General features: G+C 70.1%; 14 protein-coding genes and 1 pseudogene. 11 read left to right on the plus strand and 4 right to left on the minus strand.

The features are described from left to right. Positions 1-105: 105 nt before the first annotated feature. Positions 106-1,131: a hypothetical protein gene (locus tag GHR20_RS23980; protein WP_111586174.1), complete on the minus strand. Its 1,026-nt coding sequence runs from the start codon at positions 1,129-1,131 to the stop codon at positions 106-108. A gap of 137 nt (positions 1,132-1,268) precedes the next feature. On the opposite strand from GHR20_RS23980, the gene GHR20_RS23985 reads away from it, so the two are divergent. From GHR20_RS23985 to GHR20_RS24035, 11 genes are all read left to right on the plus strand, one after another. Further along, entirely contained in the window at positions 1,269-3,893 is a 2,625-nt protein-coding gene (locus GHR20_RS23985) for a valine--tRNA ligase (protein ID WP_111586173.1), read from the plus strand. An 88-nt stretch (positions 3,894-3,981) separates the two neighbouring features. Beyond that, positions 3,982-5,496, plus strand: coding sequence for a folylpolyglutamate synthase/dihydrofolate synthase family protein (locus GHR20_RS23990; RefSeq protein WP_111586172.1), 1,515 nt, complete (start codon positions 3,982-3,984; stop codon positions 5,494-5,496). A gap of 10 nt (positions 5,497-5,506) precedes the next feature. Next, positions 5,507-5,860, plus strand: coding sequence for a DUF4233 domain-containing protein (locus GHR20_RS23995; protein ID WP_111586171.1), 354 nt, complete (start codon positions 5,507-5,509; stop codon positions 5,858-5,860). Between the two features lie 66 nt (positions 5,861-5,926). After that, a complete protein-coding gene (gene ndk, locus GHR20_RS24000) occupies positions 5,927-6,340 on the plus strand; it encodes a nucleoside-diphosphate kinase (RefSeq protein WP_093678346.1) in 414 nt (137 codons plus the stop codon). Between the two features lie 208 nt (positions 6,341-6,548). Beyond that, a complete protein-coding gene (locus GHR20_RS24005; RefSeq protein ID WP_046421714.1) occupies positions 6,549-7,568 on the plus strand; it encodes a rod shape-determining protein in 1,020 nt (339 codons plus the stop codon). A 176-nt stretch (positions 7,569-7,744) separates the two neighbouring features. Next, positions 7,745-8,755, plus strand: coding sequence for a rod shape-determining protein MreC (gene mreC / locus GHR20_RS24010; protein ID WP_153814339.1), 1,011 nt, complete (start codon positions 7,745-7,747; stop codon positions 8,753-8,755). A 13-nt stretch (positions 8,756-8,768) separates the two neighbouring features. Further along, positions 8,769-9,449 (plus strand): rod shape-determining protein MreD, encoded by a 681-nt coding sequence (gene mreD / locus GHR20_RS24015; protein ID WP_153814340.1) that lies wholly within the window; start codon positions 8,769-8,771, stop codon positions 9,447-9,449. Between the two features lie 167 nt (positions 9,450-9,616). Then, the gene (mrdA, locus tag GHR20_RS24020) at positions 9,617-11,875 is read left to right on the plus strand and encodes a penicillin-binding protein 2 (RefSeq protein WP_153814341.1); all 2,259 of its coding nucleotides are present in this window, start codon (positions 9,617-9,619) and stop codon (positions 11,873-11,875) included. Further along, positions 11,872-13,068, plus strand: a complete 1,197-nt coding sequence (rodA, locus tag GHR20_RS24025) for a rod shape-determining protein RodA (RefSeq protein WP_111586167.1) — start codon at positions 11,872-11,874, stop codon at positions 13,066-13,068. The genes mrdA and rodA overlap by 4 nt, the downstream gene beginning before the upstream one ends. Positions 13,069-13,140: 72 nt before the next feature. Beyond that, entirely contained in the window at positions 13,141-14,640 is a 1,500-nt protein-coding gene (locus tag GHR20_RS24030; RefSeq protein ID WP_153814342.1) for a CYTH and CHAD domain-containing protein, read from the plus strand. A gap of 70 nt (positions 14,641-14,710) precedes the next feature. After that, the gene (locus GHR20_RS24035) at positions 14,711-16,672 is read left to right on the plus strand and encodes a TIGR03960 family B12-binding radical SAM protein (protein WP_111586165.1); all 1,962 of its coding nucleotides are present in this window, start codon (positions 14,711-14,713) and stop codon (positions 16,670-16,672) included. Positions 16,673-16,787: 115 nt separating this feature from the next. Here GHR20_RS24035 and efeB read toward each other — a convergent pair. The 3 genes and pseudogenes from efeB to efeU form a co-directional block, all read right to left on the minus strand. Next, positions 16,788-18,002: pseudogene (efeB, locus tag GHR20_RS24040) on the minus strand (iron uptake transporter deferrochelatase/peroxidase subunit); the annotation flags it as partial. Further along, a complete protein-coding gene (efeO, locus tag GHR20_RS24045) occupies positions 18,002-19,147 on the minus strand; it encodes an iron uptake system protein EfeO (RefSeq protein WP_153814343.1) in 1,146 nt (381 codons plus the stop codon). The gene efeO and the pseudogene efeB, both read right to left, overlap by 1 nt. Before the next feature lie 83 nt (positions 19,148-19,230). Further along, positions 19,231-20,088: an iron uptake transporter permease EfeU gene (gene efeU / locus GHR20_RS24050; protein ID WP_153814344.1), complete on the minus strand. Its 858-nt coding sequence runs from the start codon at positions 20,086-20,088 to the stop codon at positions 19,231-19,233. Between the last annotated feature and the right edge of the window lie 202 nt (positions 20,089-20,290).

Below are 20,290 nucleotides of genomic sequence, written 5' to 3' on the forward strand. Positions count from 1 at the left end.
AGCCGTCCGTACGACGCCGAAGGGGCCCCGGTCACCGACCGGGGCCCCTTTCGCACGCCTGGGGGCGGGTGCCAACGGGCTTACACCGCCCGGCGGTTACGCGGGTTACGCCTTGACCCGCACGTCGTTGCGCAGCTTCGCCGCCAGTTCGGCCGTCTCGTCAAGGGAGCCGGACTGGCCGGAGGCGAGGGAGGCCACGCTGTAGTCGGACACGAAGGCGACGGTGCTGTGGTCGCCCCAGATGCACACCGGCATCTTGAAGCTCTTCGGCATGCCGGAGGCCGAGGACGAGGAGTCGGTGCTGTCGATCTGTGCCACCTGGCACTTCATGACGCCGTCGGAGAACCCGGCCGGGTGCACGGTCTGCGGGCTGCCGAGCATCTTGCCCTTGGTGGCGGAGTCGCTCTGGTCCTTGGACGCCTCGGTCTTGATCTTGGCGAACATCGCGTCCACCACGGCCTCGGGGTCCTTGACGGAGCCGTACACACCGCTGAAGGACAGGCCCTTCTTGGTCAGTCCGGTGCCGGTCTCGTAGCTGGAGCTGACCTCCGTGGGGTTCTGCACGCCCCACTTCTGGAAGTCCGACTTGTCGGAGTCGCTGAGCCCGTTCGAGGACCCGTCCGAGCCGTCCTGCTTGGTGTAGGTCCCGTTGATCACCGTCGCCGGCGTGATCAGCTTGTGCGCGCCGTCGTCCGCGACGCTGCTGCTGCCGTCACCGCCGCCGAGCAGCAGGACCGCGCCCACCACGATCGCCGCCACGACCACGACCGAGCCGATGATCAGGGCGGTCTTCTTCTTGCCGCCACCGGGCTGGGGCGGCTGCGGCATGCCGCCGTACGGCTGCTGCTGGCCATAGGGCTGCTGGCCGTACGGACCGGGCTGCTGGGGCATCCCCTGCTGCTGGGGGTAGCCGTAGCCCGGCTGCTGCGGGGCCTGCTGGGGGTAGCCGTAGCCGGGCTGCTGCGGGGCCTGCGGCGGCTGGCCGTACGGGCCGCCCTGCGGCTGCTGACCGTACGGACCCGGCTGCTGCGGCTGCCCGTACGGACCGGGCTGACCCGGCTGGCCCGGCTGCCCGTAGGGACCCGGCTGCTGGGGTGGCTGGCCGTACGGGCCCGGCTGGTTGCTGCTCATCTCTGGGATCCCCCTAGGACGCTTATATGTACCTGACATCCTGAACCAGGCCGGAGAACCGCAGGGCACCGGGGGCCGCACCGTTACAGAACAAACGCGTTTCGGGACCGGCCCGTGACCCCTCTAAACTGACCCCCGTGACCGAGAACGCTCAGCAGCAGCCACCCGCGCCCGACACCGAACTGCCGACCCAGTACGCGCCGGCCGATGTAGAGGGGCCGCTGTACGAGCGCTGGGTAGAGCGGGGGTACTTCGAGGCGGACGCGAAGAGCGAGAAGCCGCCGTACACCGTCGTCATCCCGCCGCCCAACGTCACCGGCTCCCTCCACCTGGGCCACGCCTTCGAGCACACGCTCATCGACGCCCTGACCCGCCGCAAGCGCATGCAGGGCTACGAGACCCTGTGGCAGCCCGGCATGGACCACGCCGGCATCGCCACCCAGAACGTGGTCGAGCGCGAGCTCGGCAAGGAGGGCAAGTCCCGCCACGACCTGGGCCGCGAGGCGTTCGTCGAGCGCGTCTGGAAGTGGAAGGGCGAGTCCGGCGGCCAGATCTCCGGCCAGATGCGCCGCCTCGGCGACGGCGTCGACTGGTCCCGTGAGCGCTTCACCATGGACGAGGGCCTCTCCCAGGCCGTCCAGACCATCTTCAAGCGCCTGTACGACGACGAGCTGATCTACCGCGCCGAGCGCATCATCAACTGGTGCCCCCGCTGTCTGACGGCCATCTCGGACATCGAGGTGGAGTACCAGGACGACGACGGCGAGCTGGTCTCCATGAAGTACGGCGAGGGGGACGACGCCATCGTCGTCGCCACCACCCGTGCCGAGACGATGCTCGGTGACACGGCCGTCGCCGTCCACCCCGAGGACGAGCGCTACAAGCACCTGGTCGGCAAGCTCATCAAGCTCCCGCTGACCGACCGCTCCATCCCGGTCGTCGCCGACGCCCACGTCGACCCCGAGTTCGGCACCGGCGCCGTCAAGGTGACCCCGGCGCACGACCCGAACGACTTCGAGATCGGCCAGCGCCACGACCTGCCCTCCATCACCGTGATGGACGAGCACGCCGTGATCACCGTCCACGGCCCCTTCCAGGGCATGGACCGCCTGGAGGCCCGCTCCGCGATCGTCGCCGCGCTGCGCGCCGAGGGCCGGATCGTCGCCGAGAAGCGGCCGTACGTCCACTCCGTCGGCCACTGCTCGCGCTGCAAGACCACCATCGAGCCGCGCCTGTCCATGCAGTGGTGGGTCAAGGTCGGCCCGCTCGCCAAGGCCGCGGGCGACGCGGTCCGCGAGGGGAAGGTCAAGATCCATCCGCAGGAGATGGAGAAGCGGTACTTCGACTGGGTCGACAACCTCCACGACTGGTGCATCTCGCGGCAGTTGTGGTGGGGCCACCGGATCCCGGTGTGGTACGGCCCCGAGGGCGAAGTCGTCTGCGTCGGCCCCGGCGAGGAGCCGCCCGCGGGCGAGGGCTGGCACCAGGACACCGACGTGCTCGACACCTGGTTCTCCTCCGGCCTGTGGCCCTTCTCCACCATGGGCTGGCCGGAGCGGACCGAGTCGCTCGCGAAGTTCTACCCGAACTCCGTCCTGGTCACCGGCTACGACATCCTGTTCTTCTGGGTCGCCCGGATGATGATGTTCGGCCTGTACGCGATGGACGGCACCCCGCCGTTCCACACCATCGCCCTGCACGGCATGGTCCGCGACCAGTTCGGCAAGAAGATGTCGAAGTCCTTCGGCAACGCGGTCAACCCGCTGGACTGGATGGACAAGTACGGCAGCGACGCCCTGCGCTTCACGCTGGCCCGCGGCGCCAACCCGGGCGTCGACGTGCCGATCGGCGAGGACTGGGTCCAGGGCTCGCGCAACTTCGCCAACAAGATCTGGAACGCCACGCGCTTCGCGCTGATGAACGGCGCGACGGTCGAGGGCCCGCTGCCCGAGGCGTCCAGGCTCTCGGCGACGGACCGCTGGATCCTCTCCCGCCTCAACTCGGTCGTGGCCGAGGTCGACGCGCTGTACGAGGACTTCCAGTTCGCCAAGCTGTCGGACGCCCTCTTCCACTTCGCGTGGGACGAGGTCTTCGACTGGTACGTCGAGCTGTCCAAGACCGTCTTCCAGGCGGGCGGCGAGCCGGCCGAGGTCTCCCAGCGGGTCCTGGGCGAGGTCCTGGACGTCACCCTGAAGCTGCTGCACCCGGTGGTCCCGTTCGTCACGGAGACGCTGTGGACGACGCTGACCGGCGGCGAGTCGCTCGTCATCGCCGAGTGGCCGACCGACAGCGGCTTCCGCGACGCGGCCGCCGAGCAGGAGATCTCCGCGCTCCAGTCCGTGATCACCGAGGTCCGCCGCTTCCGCGCCGACCAGGGCCTCCAGCCCGGCCAGCGGGTCCCGGCCCGGCTGACCCTGGACGGCACGGCGCTGGCGCCGCACGAGGCGGCCATCCGCCAGCTGCTGCGCCTCCAGCCGGAGGGCGACTCCTTCACCGCGACGGCCACCCTGCCGATCGCCGGCGCCGAGGTCGCCCTCGACCTCTCCGGCACGATCGACGTGGCCGCCGAGCGCAAGCGCCTGGCGAAGGACCTCGCCGCCGCCGAGAAGGAAAAGGCCCAGGCCACCGCCAAGCTGGGCAACGAGGCGTTCCTCGCCAAGGCCCCGGACAACGTGGTCGACAAGATCCGAACCCGCCTCGCCAAGGCGGAGGACGACATCACCCGCATCCAGTCCCAGCTGGAGAAGCTCCCGCAGGCGTAAGGCCCGTACGACCCGTGAGGCCCCGGTACCGACCAGGCACCGGGGCCTTCGCCCACCCATGTCGGCGGGGCTCCGTAGACTGGGTCCCGTGAGTGACCTCCCGCACGAGAACGACCAGCCCGATCCCCTCGACTCCTTCGAGGAGATGATCGAGGCCGAGACCACCCGTGACCCCGACCTCGCCGTGATCGAGGCCGGCAGCCGGACCCTGCGGACGCAGGGCGGGCAGCCGCAGGCCGACGTGCCCGCGCGCCCCGAGGACCCGGAGGTCGACAAGGCGCTGCGCGAGGTCGAGGCGGAGCTCGCGACCCGCTGGGGCGAGACCAAGCTGGAGCCCTCGGTCAGCAGGATCGCCGCGCTGATGGACGTGCTGGGCGACCCCCAGCGCTCGTACCCCTCGATCCACATCACGGGCACCAACGGCAAGACCTCCACCGCCCGCATGATCGAGTGCCTGCTCGGCGCCTTCGAGCTGCGCACCGGCCGCTACACCAGCCCCCATGTGCAGTCGATCACCGAGCGGATCAGCCTGGACGGCGCCCCGGTCTCCGCCGAGCGCTTCATCGAGACGTACCAGGACATCAAGCCGTACATCGAGATGGTGGACGCCGCCCAGGAGTACCGGCTGTCCTTCTTCGAGGTCCTCACCGGCATGGCGTACGCCGCCTTCGCGGACGCGCCGGTCGACGTGGCCGTCGTGGAGGTCGGCATGGGCGGCTCCTGGGACGCCACCAATGTGATCGACGGCGACGTCGCCGTCGTCACCCCGATCGGCCTGGACCACACCGACCGGCTCGGCGAGACCACCGGCGAGATCGCCGGCGAGAAGGCCGGCGTCATCAAGCAGGGCGCCACCGTCATCCTGGCCCAGCAGCCCGTGGACGCCGCCCAGGTGCTGCTGAAGAAGGCCGTGGAGGTCGACGCCACCGTGGCCCGCGAGGGCCTGGAGTTCGGCGTCGTGGCCCGCCAGGTCGCCGTCGGCGGACAGATGCTCACCCTGCGCGGCCTCGGCGGCGAGTACCCCGAGGTCTACCTCCCGCTGCACGGTGCCCACCAGGCGCACAACGCGGCCGTGGCGCTCGCCGCCGTGGAGGCGTTCTTCGGCGTCGGCGCCCAGCGCGCCGAACCGCTGGACATCGACACCGTCCGCAAGGCGTTCGCCGCCGTCTCCTCCCCGGGCCGCCTGGAGGTCGTACGACGGTCTCCCACCGTCGTCCTGGACGCCGCGCACAACCCGGCCGGCGCCGAGGCCGCCGCCGAGGCGGTGCGCGAGGCGTTCGACTTCACCCGGCTGATCGGCGTGGTCGGCGCGAGCGGCGACAAGAACGTGCGGGGGCTGCTGGAGGCGTTCGAGCCGATCTTCGCCGAGGTCGTCGTCACCCAGAACTCCAGCCACCGCGCCATGGACGCGGACGAACTGGCCGCCATCGCCGTCGAGGTCTTCGGCGACGAGCGGGTCCAGGTCGAACCGAGGCTGCCCGACGCCCTGGAGGCCGCGATCACGCTGGCCGAGGAGGAGGGCGAGTTCGCGGGCGGCGGTGTGCTGGTCACCGGTTCCGTCATCACGGTCGGCGAGGCCCGGCTGCTGCTGGGCAAGGGCTGAGGAGTCCGACGTGCGTACGCTCTGTTCATCCACGCTGATCGGCGAGTTCTTCGTCATCGGTTTCGCCGGTCTGGTCGCCATGAAGGACCCGAGCCTGTCGGTCTCCACCGTCTGGCTGGTCAGCGGCATCGCCATGGCCCTGTGTGTGCTGCTGTGCGGCATGGTGACCCGGCCCGGGGGCGTCGCCCTCGGCTGGGCCCTCCAGATCGCCCTGATCGTCTCCGGTGTCTTCGTGCCGACCATGTACTTCATGGGCGTGGTGTTCGCCGCCCTGTGGTGGGCCTCGGTGCACTTCGGGCGAAAGGTGGACGAGGCGAAGGCCCGGTTCGCGGCCCAGGCCGAGTCCTCGGCTGACGCTGCGTAACGGGCGCCCGGATACGCCCTGTAACCTCGTCCCACCGCACACGTCCCACGCGTAAGGAGTCTCCCCGTGAGCCAGCGCACCCTCGTCCTGCTCAAGCCCGACGCCGTCCGTCGCGGCCTGACCGGCGAGATCATCAGCCGAATCGAGCGCAAGGCCGGCTGGCAGATCACCGCGCTGGAGCTGCGCTCCCTGGACCAGGACACCCTGGAGCAGCACTACGGTGAGCACAAGGGCAAGCCCTTCTACGAGCCGCTGGTCGCGTTCATGTCCTCCGGTCCCGTCGTCGCCCTGATCGTCGAGGGCGAGCGGGTCATCGAGGGCGTGCGCCAGCTCGCCGGCCCGACCGACCCGATCGCCGCCCAGCCCGGTTCCATCCGCGGCGACTTCGGCGTCATCGTCCGGGAGAACCTGATCCACGCCTCCGACTCCGAGGAGTCCGCCGAGCGCGAGGTGAAGATCTTCTTCCCGGGGCGCGCCTGATACCGGCGATAGAGGGAACGAGCGCCCCCGAACGCCCGTCTCCACAAGCGGGGCGGCCCGCCATCTGGTGACAATGGCCTGGACCCTCGCGCAGTGTTCGCGCAGGCGCGTTTACGATGGAAGCCTTCGCGTCACAGCACCCGCCTCGCCTGCCCTGACATGCCCTCAAAAGCTCAGGAAGGCCAGATGAATCCGGATGGGGAACTCAATGTCGTTCATCGGCCGTGACATGGCTGTCGACCTCGGGACCGCCAACACGCTGGTGTACGTCAGGGGTCGCGGAATCGTACTCAACGAGCCGTCGGTCGTCGCGATCAACACCAACACCGGTGGAATCCTGGCGGTCGGCGCAGAAGCGAAGAAGATGATCGGCCGGACGCCGGGGAACATCGTGGCGGTCCGGCCGTTGAAGGACGGCGTCATCGCCGACTTCGAGATCACCGAGCGGATGCTGCGCTACTTCATCCTGAAGATCCACAAGCGCCGCTATCTGGCCCGCCCGCGCGTCGTGGTCTGTGTGCCCTCGGGCATCACGGGCGTCGAGCGCCGCGCGGTCATCGAGGCTTCCACCCAGGCGGGCGCCCGCCAGGTGCACATCATCGAGGAGCCCATGGCCGCGGCCATCGGCTCCGGCCTGCCGGTCCACGAGGCCACGGGCAACATGGTGGTGGACATCGGCGGCGGCACCACGGAGGTCGCGGTCATCTCCCTCGGCGGCATCGTCACCGCGCAGTCCATCCGGGTTGCGGGCGACGAGCTGGACAACGCGATCATCCAGTACATCAAGAAGGAGTACAGCCTTCTCCTGGGTGAGCGCACCGCCGAGCAGATCAAGATCACCATCGGTTCCGCGTACGAACTCGACTCCGACGAGCACACCGAAGTACGCGGCCGGGACCTGGTGTCCGGGCTGCCCAAGACCGTCGTCATCTCGGCCGCCGAGGTCCGCAAGGCGATCGAGGAACCGGTCAACGCGATCGTGGACGCGGTCAAGACGACCCTCGACAAGTGCCCGCCGGAGCTGTCCGGCGACATCATGGACCGGGGCATCGTGCTGACCGGTGGCGGCGCCCTGCTGCGCGGCCTGGACGAGCGGCTGCGCCGCGAGACCGGCATGCCGATCCATATCGCCGAGGACCCGCTGGACAGCGTGGCGCTCGGATCCGGAAAGTGTGTCGAGGAGTTCGAGGCGCTCCAGCAGGTTCTGGACGCGCAGCCGCGTCGATGACACGGCGCATCGATTCCGCCGTACGAGACGTTCTCCTCTCGTACGGCGGATCGGCGGATCGTTGATATAGAGGCATAAGCTCCCCCAAATGGGCTGCTTGGATTTGCGCCGCTCCTTTCGCGCTTTTTCCGGTGGTCCGATGAATTCCTACTTGAGGAAGGGCACGGCCGCCGCACGTGAGGGACACCAAAGAGAGCCGGCTGCTCCTGGTCCTGCTGATCGCCGTCGCGTTCGCGTTGATCACCGTGGATATCCGAGGGGGCCGGAACTCCCCGGTCGACGGTGCCCGGCAGGCCGCGGCCACCGTGTTCGGCCCGGTGGAGTACGGACTGTCCTCGGCGGTCGATCCGGTGGGCAACGCCGTCTCCGCGATCCGCGACTCGGGCGAGCGCCACAGCAGACTCGCCACGCTGGAGAAGGAGAACGCGGCCCTCAAGACGAAGCTCGGCAGCGACGACCGCAGCCGCAGCCGCCTGAACCAGCTCGACAGCATGCTGAAGCTCGCCGGTGAGGGCCAGTACGGCATCAAGGGCGCCCAGGTCGTCGCCATAGGGTCGGCGCAGGGCTTCTCCTGGACCATCACCATCGACGTCGGCGCCGGCGACGGCATCAAGCGGGACATGACCGTCCTGAACGCCGACGGCCTGGTCGGCCGGGTCACCACGGTCGGGCCGGACACGTCCACCGTGCTGCTCGCCAACGACCCGGACTTCACCGTCGGCACCCGGATGGAGGGCAGCGACGAACTCGGCTTCGCCTCCGGGCAGGGCGACCGCCCGCTGCGCGTCCAACTGCTCAACGGCAAGGCCGAGGTGCGGAAGGGCGACCGCCTGGTCACCTTCGGCTCGGAGTCCGACAAGCCGTTCGTGCCGGGCGTGCCGGTCGGCGTGGTCTCACGGGTCGACCCCTCCGGCGGCGGCCTGACCCGCACCCTGTACGTCACCCCGTACGTGAGCTTCACCAAGCTCGACATCGTCGGCGTGGTCGTCAAGGCGCCGAAGAAGGACCCGCGCGACGAGGTCCTGCCGAGCAAGCCCAAGCCGGTCCCGACGCCCACCGTGACCGTCACGGTCACCCCGTCCGCGGGCACGGGCCAGAGCGGCGGCCAGAGCGATCGGTCGCAGAACGACCAGTCGCCGTCCGACCCGTCCAAGACCGACGAACCGCAGACCGACGAGCAGCCGTAGGAGCTCAATCCCCATGCGTGTCAACCGGATCCTGCTCTCCGTGCCGCTGGTCGTGGTCGCCCTGGTGATCCAGGTGAGCGTCCTCGCCCGCCTCCATCTGCCGGGCGCCGTCCCCGATCTGCTGCTGCTGACCGTCCTCGGCCTCGCCATGGTGTACGGCCATGTCGGCGGCGCCCTCGTCGGGTTCGCCGCCGGTCTGCTGGCCGACCTTGCCCCGCCCGCCGACCACGCGGCGGGCCGCTACGCCCTGGTGCTCTGCGTGACCGGCTACTTCGCCGGGCTGGTCAGGCCGGAGAACGGCCGGCTGAAGTCGGCGACCGGCCCGATGGCCGTGGTCGTCGTCGCCGCGATCGGCTCCACGCTGCTGTACGCCGGGGTGGGCGCCCTGGTCGGCGACACCGCCGCCCGCCATGTCGGGCTGCCCGGCCTGCTGCTCTCCGCCGCCCTGTACGACCTGCTGCTGGCCCCGTTCGTGGTGCCCGCGGTGATGTGGCTGGCCCGCCGCTGCGACAACGACCCGCTGACCGAGACCACCGCCACCAGCGCCAAGGCGGCCGACATCTCCTCGGGCTGGCTGTCCTCCGGCACCGGGCTGCGCATCGGCAGCCAGCGCGGCGGCCTCGGCGCGCTCAAGGCCAAGGCCCGCACCCGCTCCGCCCGGGTCGGCCGGATCAAGGGGGTCAAGCGGCTGTGACCACACACCAGGTCTCCCGGGCGCCCGGGGCATTCACTCGAACGGGTCGGCTTTCGCGGAACGCGGGCTCACAGACTGATCGTTCATCATTCGTACGCGCGCGGTCCGGTCGCACACACGCGCCGCGCGTCCGGACGTCCGTGCGCTGAGAGGGGGAGCAGCCCGCAGTGACCAACATCCCCGAGACCGGCCGGACCCCACGGGTCCAGATCCGGCTCGTCGTGATCCAGATCCTCGTCCTCTCGCTGCTCGGCACGCTCGGCGGCCGGCTGTGGTACCTCCAGATCCGGGAGGGCGCGCAGTACCAGAAGGAGGCGTCGGGCAACCACGTCCAGCAGGTCGTCCAGCCCGCTGTGCGCGGCGAGATCCTGGACGCCCGCGGCGTGCCCCTCGCGGACAACGAGACCCGCCTGGTGGTCTCCGCCTCCCGCACCGACCTGCTGAAGCAGAGGGACGACGGCAAGGCGGTCCTCACCAAGCTGGCCGGGGTCCTCGGCATGCCGACCGAGGACGTCATGCAGAAGGTCCGCCTCTGCGACGCCAAGACCCCCCAGCCCTGCTGGAACGGATCGCCGTACCAGCCGATCCCGATCACCGACAAGGCCACGCCCCGCCAGGCCCTCCAGATCCGCGAGCGCTCCGAGGACTTCCCCGGCATCACCGCCGAACCCGAGGCCGTGCGCCGCTACGCGGGCCCCGGCAAGTCCAACACCGCGCAGGTCCTCGGCTATCTCTCGCCGGTCACCGACGACGAGATCCAGAAGGCCAAGGACACCAGCTCGCCCTATCTGCGCTCGGACATGGTCGGCCGCTCCGGACTGGAGCGGGAGTACGACAAGGAGCTGCGCGGCAAGGCCGGCGTGACCCGCTACGAGGTGGACAACCTCGGCCGGGTCATCGGCAAGGCCAAGTCGGACGCGGCCGAGCCCGGTTCGAACCTGGTCACCAGCATCGACTCCCGCGTCCAGCGGGTCTCGGAGTACGAACTGGACAAGGCGATGAAGGCCGCCCGCACCCAGTACGACTCCATCACCGGCGAGAACTACAAGGCCGACTCCGGCGCCGTCGTGGTGATGGAGGCCAAGACCGGCCGCATCGTCGCCATGGCCTCGGCGCCCACGTACGACCCGAACGCCTGGGTGGGCGGCATCTCCGCCAAGGACTACAAGGCCCTCACCGACAAGAACTCCGACTACCCGCTGCTCAACCGGGCCATACAGGGTCAGGCGGCCCCCGGCTCGACCTTCAAGGTGGTCTCCACGGCCGCCGCCGTCCAGGCGGGCTACGCGTGGAACGGCGGCTACCCGTGCACCAGCGACTACCGGGTGGGCAACCAGGTCTTCAAGAACTTCGAGGGCGAGAACTTCGGCGACATCTCGCTGGGCCGCGCCCTGGAGGTCTCCTGCGACACCGTGTTCTACGGCATCGCGGACAAGGAGTGGAAGCGGGACGGCGGCATCAACCCCAAGAAGGGTGAGCCGAAGGACTACTTCTTCAAGACCGCCCACCAGTTCGGCCTCGGCAAGCCGACCGGCGTCGACCTGCCCAACGAGGTGAACGGCCGCGTCCCGGACCGCCAGTGGAAGCTCGACTACTGGAAGGCCAACAAGGACTCCTGGTGCAAGACCGGCAAGAAGGACGGCTCGTACGTGGAGAAGATCGCCTACGAGAACTGCCTCGAGGGCGACAAGATGCGCGAGGGTGACGAGATCAACTACTCCATCGGCCAGGGCGACACCCTCGTCACGCCGATCCAGGAGGCGATGATCTACGGCGCCGTCGCCAACGGCGGCACGGAGTACGTCCCGACCATCGGCAAGGCGGTCGTCAGCGCCGACGGCAAGACCGTCCAGGAGATCAAGCCCCAGGTGCAGCGCAAGCTGCCGGTCACCCAGGCCACCCTCAAGGGCATGGACGACGCCTTCGCGGGCGTCATCACCCGGGGTACGGCGGCGTGGAAGTTCAGCGGCTGGCCCCAGGACAAGATCCCGCTGCACGGCAAGACCGGTACGGCGGAGGTCTACGGCAAGCAGACCACCTCCTGGATGGCCACCTACTCCAAGGACTACACGGTGATCATGACGATCGCCCAGGCCGGTACGGGTTCCGGAGCCTCCGGTGAGGCCGTGCGCAACATCTACAGCGCGCTTTACGGCGTCCAGGGCGACGGCTCCGTCGACCAGAAGAAGGCGTTCCTGCCCGCGCCGCAGCAGTCCCTGCCGAAGATCCGCACGGACGGCACCATCGCCGCGCCGAAGGTCCCCCAGGACGCGGCGAAGGACACCGAGGCCGCCCAGAAGAACAACCCGAGCAACGGCACCGACCAGCAGCAGCCCGCCGGTACCGCCCCACCCACGGACAACGGCAACAGCAACACCCGAAGGCGCCCGCGCCGTAAGCGGGGAAGCCGGAGGATGCCCTCATGACCGGCGCGAACAGCTTCTCCGTCTCCGGGTACGGACCCGCGCGGGCCGGCTGGACCAGGCTCTTCGCCCGCGACTCGCTGGCGCGGCGCCTGGACTGGCCGATACTGCTGGCCGCCGTCGCCCTGTCGCTGATGGGCTCGATGCTGGTCTTCTCGGCGACCCGCAACCGCACCGAGATCAACCAGGGAGACCCGTACTTCTTCCTGGAACGGCATCTGATGAACCTGGGCATCGGGTTCGCCCTGATGCTCGCCACCCTCTGGCTGGGCCACCGCGCCCTGCGCAACGCGGTGCCGGTCCTCTACGGCGCCTCGGTGCTGCTCGCCCTGGTGGTGCTCACCCCGCTCGGCGCGACCATCAACGGCCAGCGCAACTGGATCGTGATCGGCGGCTTCTCCATCCAGCCCGCCGAGTTCCTCAAGATCGCGATCATCCTCGGCATGGCGATGCTGCTGTCCGCGCGGGTGGACGCGGGCGACAAGCCGTTCCCGGACCACCGCACCGTGGCGCAGTCCCTGGGCCTCGCGGCGGTGCCCTGCATGATCCTGCTGCTGATGCCGGACCTCGGTTCGGTGCTGGCGATGGTGGCCATCATCCTGGGCGTGCTGCTCGCCTCCGGCTCCTCCAACCGCTGGGTGTTCGGGCTGCTCGCCACCGGTGTGGTCGGCTGTATCGCCATCTGGCAGCTGCACATCCTGGACCAGTACCAGATCAACCGCTTTGCGGCCTTCGCCAACCCGGACCTCGACCCGGCCGGCGTCGGCTACAACACCAACCAGGCCCGCATCGCCATCGGCTCCGGCGGACTGACCGGCGCCGGGCTGTTCCACGGCTCGCAGACCACCGGCCAGTTCGTGCCCGAGCAGCAGACCGACTTCGTGTTCACGGTCGCGGGCGAGGAACTGGGCTTCCTGGGCGCCGGCCTCATCATCTTCCTGATCGGCGTCATCCTGTGGCGCGCCTGCCGCATCGCCCGGGACTCGACCGAGCTGTACGGCACCATCGTGGCCGCCGGGATCGTGGCCTGGTTCGCCTTCCAGTCGTTCGAGAACATCGGCATGACCCTCGGCATCATGCCGGTCACCGGTCTGCCACTGCCGTTCGTGTCGTACGGCGGATCATCGATGTTCGCGGTCTGGGTGGCCGTGGGGCTGCTCCAGTCGATCAAGGTGCAGCGGCCGATGTCGGCATAGCGGCTCACCGCGGCAGAGGGCGCCTTGGGGCGCCCTCTGCCGTATCCGCCCCCCGCGCACTAGATTCGGTTCATGGCGGAGACGAAACGCGAGATCGAGCGCAAGTACGAATCCGATGACGGCACGCTGCCCGACCTGACCGGCGTCGGCGCGGTGGCCGCCGTACTCGACCAGGGCCTGGTCGAGCTGGACGCCACCTACTACGACACCGCCGACCAGCGCCTCGCCGCCGCCTCCCTCACCCTGCGCCGCCGCACCGGCGGCTCCGACGCCGGCTGGCATCTCAAGCTCCCGGTCGCCCCCGGAGTCCGCGACGAGATCCGGGCCCCGCTCTCCGACACCCTCCCCGGGGAACTCGCCGCCCTGGTCCGCTCCCGGACCCGGGAGGCGCGGCCGGTCCCGCTGGTCCGGCTGCGCTCCGCGCGGGACGTACGTCATCTGGTGGACGCGGACGGCGCCCTGCTGGCCGAGGCGAGCGTGGACACGGTGACCGCCGAGCGGCTCACCGGCGCGGGCGGGACCGCCCGGTGGACCGAGATCGAGGTGGAGCTGGCCGACGGGGGAGACCCGGCCTTCCTCGACCAGGTGGAGAAACACCTGGCCAGGGCGGGTGTACGGCCGTCCGCCTCGTCCTCCAAACTGGCCCGCGCTCTCGAACTCACCGGCGGGGCGCGCCGCCCGCCCGTCGCGCGCCCGGAGCCGGTCACCGCGGGCGACCATGTCCTCGCCTACCTCCGCGCCCAGCGGGACGACCTGGTCGCCCTCGACCCCGCCGTCCGCCTCGGCACCCCCGACGCCGTGCACCGGATGCGGGTCGCCACCCGCCGCGCCCGCAGCACCCTGCGCACCTTCCGGGCGGTCCTCGACCGCGCCGCCACCGAGCCCGTCGCCGCCGAGCTGAAGTGGCTCGCGGGCGAGCTGGGCGTGGACCGCGACCAAGAGGTGCTGGCCGAGCGGCTGACCACCGCCCTCGACGCCCTCCCGCCCGCCCTGGACGCCGGCCGCATCCACGAGCGCCTCACCTCCCGGGCCCGGGCCCGGGTCCGCGCCGCCCCCGCCCACCTCGCCAGCGTCCTGGACTCCGCCCGCCACCTCGCCCTGCTGAACACCCTGGACGCCCTGCTCGCGGACCCGCCGCTGCGAAAGGCCGCCGCGCGCAAACCGGAGAAGGTGCTCGGCAAGGCCGTACAGAAGGACCTTTCCCAGCTCACCGCCCTGGTCGAGCGGGCGCTGGCCCTGCCGCCCGGCACGGACCGCGACCTCGCCCTGCACGAGGCCCGCAAGAAGGGCAAGCGCGCCCGGTACGCCGCCGAGGCCGCCGCCCCCGCGCTCGGCGCCCCCGTCCGGCGGCTCACCTCCGCCATGAAGACCCTCACCACCCTCCTCGGCGACCACCAGGACAGCGTCATGGCCCGCCGCACCCTGCGCGAGCTGGCCGCGGTGGCCCATGCGGCGGGGGAGAGCGCGTTCCCCTACGGGGTGCTCTACGGCAGGGAGGAGGCGCGGGCGGCGGCAGCGGAGGCCGAGCTGCCCGCGCGGTGGCGCAGGGCCGCGGACCGCTTCCCCGGCTGACCGTTCGGAGGACGCCCGCGGGCGGGTTACGCTGGATGGTCACCCCTGTCAGCTCATGAAGGTTCGCGAGATGCCTGTCGAGTCGGTTTTTCCGCAGCTCGAAGCTCTGCTCCCGCACGTGCAGAAGCCGATCCAGTACGTAGGCGGAGAACTCAACTCCACCGTCAAGGACTGGGACGAGTGCGACGTCCGCTGGGCGCTCATGTACCCGGACGCGTACGAGGTCGGTCTGCCCAACCAGGGCGTCATGATCCTCTACGAGGTGCTCAACGAGCAGGACGGCGTCCTCGCCGAGCGCACGTACAGCGTGTGGCCGGACCTCGAGGCGCTGATGCGCGAGCACCGTGTCCCGCAGTTCACGGTCGACGGCCACCGCCCGGTGAAGGCGTTCGACGTGTTCGGCCTCAGCTTCTCCACGGAGCTGGGCTACACGAACATGCTCACCGCCCTGGACCTGGCCGGTATCCCGCTGGAGTCCAAGGACCGCACCGAGGACGACCCGATCGTCCTGGCCGGCGGCCACGCCGCGTTCAACCCGGAGCCGATCGCCGACTTCATCGACGCGGCGATCATCGGCGACGGCGAGCAGGCCGTGCTGGACATGACCCGGATCATCCGGGAGTGGAAGGCCGAGGGCCGCCCCGGCGGCCGCGAGGAGGTGCTCTTCCGGCTGGCGAAGACGGGCTCGGTGTACATCCCGGCGTTCTACGACGTGGAGTACCTCCCCGACGGCCGCATCGGCCGGGTCGTGCCGAACAAGTCGGGCGTGCCGTGGCGGGTCTCCAAGCACACCGTCATGGACCTGGACGAATGGCCGTACCCCAAGCAGCCCCTCGTGCCGCTGGCCGAGACCGTCCACGAGCGCATGTCGGTGGAGATCTTCCGCGGCTGCACCCGCGGCTGCCGCTTCTGCCAGGCGGGCATGATCACCCGTCCGGTGCGCGAGCGCTCGATCACGGGCATCGGCGACATGGTGGAGCGCGGTCTGAACGCGACCGGCTTCGAGGAGGTCGGCCTGCTCTCCCTGTCCTCCGCGGACCACTCGGAGATCGGCGAGATCGCCAAGGGCCTGGCGGACCGCTACACGGACGACAAGATCGGCCTGTCGCTGCCCTCCACCCGCGTGGACGCGTTCAACGTCGACCTGGCCAACGAGCTGACCCGCAACGGCCGCCGCTCCGGTCTGACCTTCGCCCCCGAGGGCGGCTCCGAGCGCATGCGCAAGGTCATCAACAAGATGGTCTCGGAGGAGGACCTGATCCGTACGGTCGCCACCGCCTACGGCAACGGCTGGCGCCAGGTGAAGCTGTACTTCATGTGCGGCCTGCCCACGGAGACCGACGAGGACGTGCTGCAGATCGCCGACATGGCGACCCACGTCATCCAGAAGGGCCGCGAGGTGTCGGGGGCCAACGACATCCGCTGCACCGTCTCGATCGGCGGCTTCGTCCCCAAGCCCCACACCCCCTTCCAGTGGGCCCCGCAGCTGTCGGCGGAGGAGACGGACGCGCGGCTCCAGAAGCTGCGCGACAAGATCCGCGGCGACAAGAAGTACGGCCGTTCCATCGGCTTCCGCTACCACGACGGCAAGCCCGGCATCGTGGAGGGCCTCCTGTCCCGCGGCGACCGCCGGATCGGCGATGTCATCCGCGCGGTCTACGAGGACGGCGGCCGCTTCGACGGCTGGCGCGAGCACTTCTCCTACGACCGCTGGATGGCCTGCGCCGACAAGGCCCTCGCCGCCCACGGCGTCGACGTCGACTGGTACACCACCCGTGAGCGCGCCTACGAGGAGGTCCTGCCCTGGGACCACCTCGACTCCGGTCTCGACAAGGACTGGCTCTGGGAGGACTGGCAGGACGCCCTCGACGAGACCGAGGTCGAGGACTGCCGCTGGACCCCGTGCTTCGACTGCGGCGTCTGCCCGCAGATGGACACGCACATCCAGATCGGCCCGACGGGCAAGAAGCTCCTGCCGCTGACCGTGAAGAACGCGGGCCCGGCACCGGCGTCGGGCGGACACGCGCACTGAGGTGAGCGTGTGACGGCTGAGCCCCTTCCCGGAGCGGGAAGGGGCTCGATGTCGTGTCGGCCGTGCGGTGTTCGTCAGGCGAGCAGTTCCTCGGCCCAGGTGTGGCCGGGGCGGTGACGCCGGGTGGGCAGGCGAACAGGCCCGAACCGACGTGCTGGATGTACTCGTTGAGGGCGTCGTTCATGCCGAGCCTGCGCTGGAGGGCGACGAACTGCTCGCGCGGATCCTTCTGGAAGGCGATGAAGAACAGCCCGGCGTCCAGCTCGCCGCTGGCGGGGACTATGCCGTCGGTGAAGGAGTAACCGCGCCGCAGGATGCGGATGCCGCCGTTGTTCTCGTGGGCGGCCAGCCGCATGTGCGCGTTCGCCGGGATGACCGGTCGGCCATCGGCGCCCTTGGCCTTGAAATCGGGGGTGTCGAACTCCTTCGACCCCGTCAGCGGGGCCCCCGAGTACTTGTAGCGGCCGAACACGTTCTGCTGGTCGGCGAGATAGTCGCGGTCCCAGCCCTCGATCCGCATCTGGATCCGGCGGGCCACCAGGTAGCTGCCGCCGCGCATCCACGCCTGGTCGGTCTCCTTGCCGACCCAGACGTGCTGGTCCATCAGGGCGGTGTCGTCGCCGTGGATGTTGCGCGTGCCGTCCTTGAAGCCCATCAGGTTGCGCGGGGTCTGCTGGCCGGCGCCGTTGGACGCGGCCTTCCCGAAGCCGAGCTGGGACCAGCGCATGACCACGGTGTCCCGGCCGATGCGGGCCAGGTTGCGGATGGCGTGGAAGGCGACGAGCGGATCGTCGGCGCACGCCTGGATCGCGAGGTCGCCGCCGCTGCGGTCCGGGTCCAGGTCGGCCGGGGGCAGATGCGGGAGGTCCGCGAGCGCGGCGGGGCGCCGGTCGGCGAGCCCGAACCGGTCGTCGAACAGGGACGTACCGAGGCCGAAGGTGATGGTGAGGTTGGCCGGGGAGAGCCCGTACGCCTCGCCGGTGTCGGCCGGCGGCGCGCTGAGGTTGGCGTTGTCGCCCGGCACGGTGCGTCCCTGGGTCATCGCCGCGGCGGCCGCGGTCCAGGTCCTGAGCAGTGCGCGCAGGGCGGCCCGCTTCTCCTGGACGCTGCCGGTCGCCGTGATGTCGTAGGTGGCGAAGGCCAGCCGGTCCTGGGCCGGGGTGGCGATGCCGGCCTGGTGGGTGCCGTAGAACGACACCCGGTCCGCCGGGGCCGCGGCGGCGTGCGAATCGTGCCCGCAGCCGGTCAGGGTCGCCGTGGCGGCCCCGCCCGCGAGGGCCGCGCCGCCGAGGGCGAGGAGCCCCCGGCGGGAGGGCCGCTGCTCGGACATCAGCTGTTCACCTTGGCGGCCACCTGGGAGAGCGGCTCGGCGAGTCCGTCGACCTTCTGGGTGAGCACGCGCCGTTTGTCGTTGCCGACCGTGGAGTAGTCCACGTAGCCGCTGCCCTTCTTGTAGGGCTCAAGGGCGCCGAGCACGCTCGCGTACTGCTGGGTGACCGTCTTCGCCAGCGTCGGGTCGATCCGGGTCAGCGCGGGCTTCAGCAGGTCGAACGCCTTCTCGCCGCCGACCACGTTGGCCTCGAAGTCGGACAGGTCGGTGTGGCTGTAGCGGTCCTCCTCGCCGGTGATCTTGCTGGAGGCGACCTCGTTGAGCAGGTCGGTGGCGCCGTTGGCGAGCTGGGCCGGCTGGTACGACGTCTTCGCCACCAGCGACTTGAGCTTCGCCACGTCGGCGTCGAGCTTGTCGGCTGTCGGGGCCGTGCCGGTCAGGGACTTGTCCTGCCACAGCGCCTTCTCCAGGCGGTGGAAGCCGGTCCACTTGGACTGGTCCGTGACGTCGTTGACCCGGGCGTCGATGTCGGGGTCGAGGTTGCCGAAGCTCTCGGCGACCGGCTCGACCTCTTCGTAGTAGTAGCGGGCGGGGGCGAACGCCTGCTTCGCCTTGGCGATGTCGCCGGCGCGGACCGCGTCGGTGAACTTCTTCGTCGCCGGGACCAGCTTGTCCACCTCGGTGACGACATAGCTCCTGTAGCCGCCGACGGCCTGGTCCAGGTCGGCCTTCACCTTGGGGTCCTGCGACGGCGCGCCCGATGCGCCGGTGACGGTGAAGGCGGTCTTCTCGGTCTTCGCGTTGGGGCAGTAGACCTGGTACTTGCCGCCGTTCAGATGCAGCGAGAAGGTGCCGGACAGACCGGGGGAGAGGTTCTCCTTCTCGCCCATGATGATGTCGTTGCGCAGCAGCTCGGCCTCGGAGACCTTGTCGGCCTTGGTGTTCTTCACCGTGAAGGTGACCGGGCCCGCGGCGACGGAGTCCGGCGAGACGTGGCAGCCGTTGTCGTCGAGTTCGACGGAGACCTTGGTCGCGCCGGCGGGGGCACTGTCCGTCTTGTTCTTGGCGCATCCGGTGGCGACGAGTCCGGCGATGGCCAGCAGGCCGGTGACCTGGAGAACGCGCGGCGTGGTGGATCTGGGCATGGGACAGTGCTCCCTCGGACTCAGGGGTGGTTCGGGCTCAGGGGTGGTTCAGGGGGATCGGGCGGGGGAAGGGGCGGGCGCGGTCAGGCGGGCTCGGTGCTCTCCGCCGGGGCCGGGGCGGGCTTGCCCGCGGGACGGGCGGCGCGGCGCGGCCAGGCGACGTAGGCGAGCATCGGCAGCGCGTACACCAGCCAGGCCACCGCTTCGGCGACCACGGGCTGCGGCTGGAGGCCCAGGACGCCGGTCAGCAGGGAGGACACCACGGTGCCGGGCTGCACCAGCCAGCCCAGGTCCACGGCCTGCGCCTGACCGGCGTTCAGCCAGCCGGCCTCGTGGGCGGTGTGCATGACCGTCATGACCAGGCCGGCCGCGACGAGGACCAGGACCAGGCCGGTGACCTTGAAGAACCGGCCGAGGTTGAGGCGCAGCCCGCCGCGGTAGATGGCGTAGCCGATGACGACCGCGATCAGGATGCCGATCAGCGCGCCGGTGGTGCCGCTCGTGACGCTGGTGCTGTTCTGGATCACGGAGATGAGGAACACGGCGGTCTCGAAGCCCTCGCGCAGTACGGCGAGGAAGGCCATGGCCACGAGGGCCCGGGCGGATCCCTGGGCCAGCGCGTGCGCGGCCTGGCCCTCCAGCTCCTTCTTCATGCCCCGGGCGTGCTTGTTCATCCAGAGGATCATGAAGGTGACCATGACGACGGCGAACGCGCCGATCACGGTCTCCAGCGCCTCCTGCTGGCGCTGCGGCAGTTCACGGGAGAGCGTGATCAGCCCGATCCCGATCGCCAGGCACAGCAGGACCGCGGCGACCACACCGATCCACACCTGACGCAGGGCGTCGCGGCGGCCGTTGGCGCCGAGGAAGGCGGCGATGATGCCGACGATGAGCGACGCCTCCAGGCCCTCCCGCAGCCCGATCACAAGAGTGGGGATCACTGGGACATTCCTTCCAGACAGCGCTCGAACGTGTCTGAGAGTAAGCCCCGCTCATGCAAGGTAAGGTTAGGCTTACCTAAAGGGTAGGTAATTGTGCTGCGTGTCTCACGCCGAAATGGTGAGCGACTCGCCCGGAGCGCTGAGCTTATACCCTGCTTAGGTTCGCCTAACCCGGGCCCGAGAAGCGGTGAACGCGAGGCCC

Origin of the sequence: Streptomyces sp. SUK 48 (genome assembly GCF_009650765.1) — a bacterium.
Taxonomy (GTDB): domain Bacteria; phylum Actinomycetota; class Actinomycetes; order Streptomycetales; family Streptomycetaceae; genus Streptomyces.

Coding starts and splice junctions, on each gene's coding strand:
- GHR20_RS23980 (WP_111586174.1), bottom strand. CDS start 1,131: ATGAGCAGCAACCAGCCGGGCCCGTACGGCCAGCCACCCCAGCAGCCG.
- GHR20_RS24005 (WP_046421714.1), top strand. CDS start 6,549: ATGTCGTTCATCGGCCGTGACATGGCTGTCGACCTCGGGACCGCCAAC.
- mreD (WP_153814340.1), top strand. CDS start 8,769: ATGCGTGTCAACCGGATCCTGCTCTCCGTGCCGCTGGTCGTGGTCGCC.
- rodA (WP_111586167.1), top strand. CDS start 11,872: ATGACCGGCGCGAACAGCTTCTCCGTCTCCGGGTACGGACCCGCGCGG.
- GHR20_RS24030 (WP_153814342.1), top strand. CDS start 13,141: ATGGCGGAGACGAAACGCGAGATCGAGCGCAAGTACGAATCCGATGAC.
- GHR20_RS24035 (WP_111586165.1), top strand. CDS start 14,711: ATGCCTGTCGAGTCGGTTTTTCCGCAGCTCGAAGCTCTGCTCCCGCAC.
- efeO (WP_153814343.1), bottom strand. CDS start 19,147: ATGCCCAGATCCACCACGCCGCGCGTTCTCCAGGTCACCGGCCTGCTG.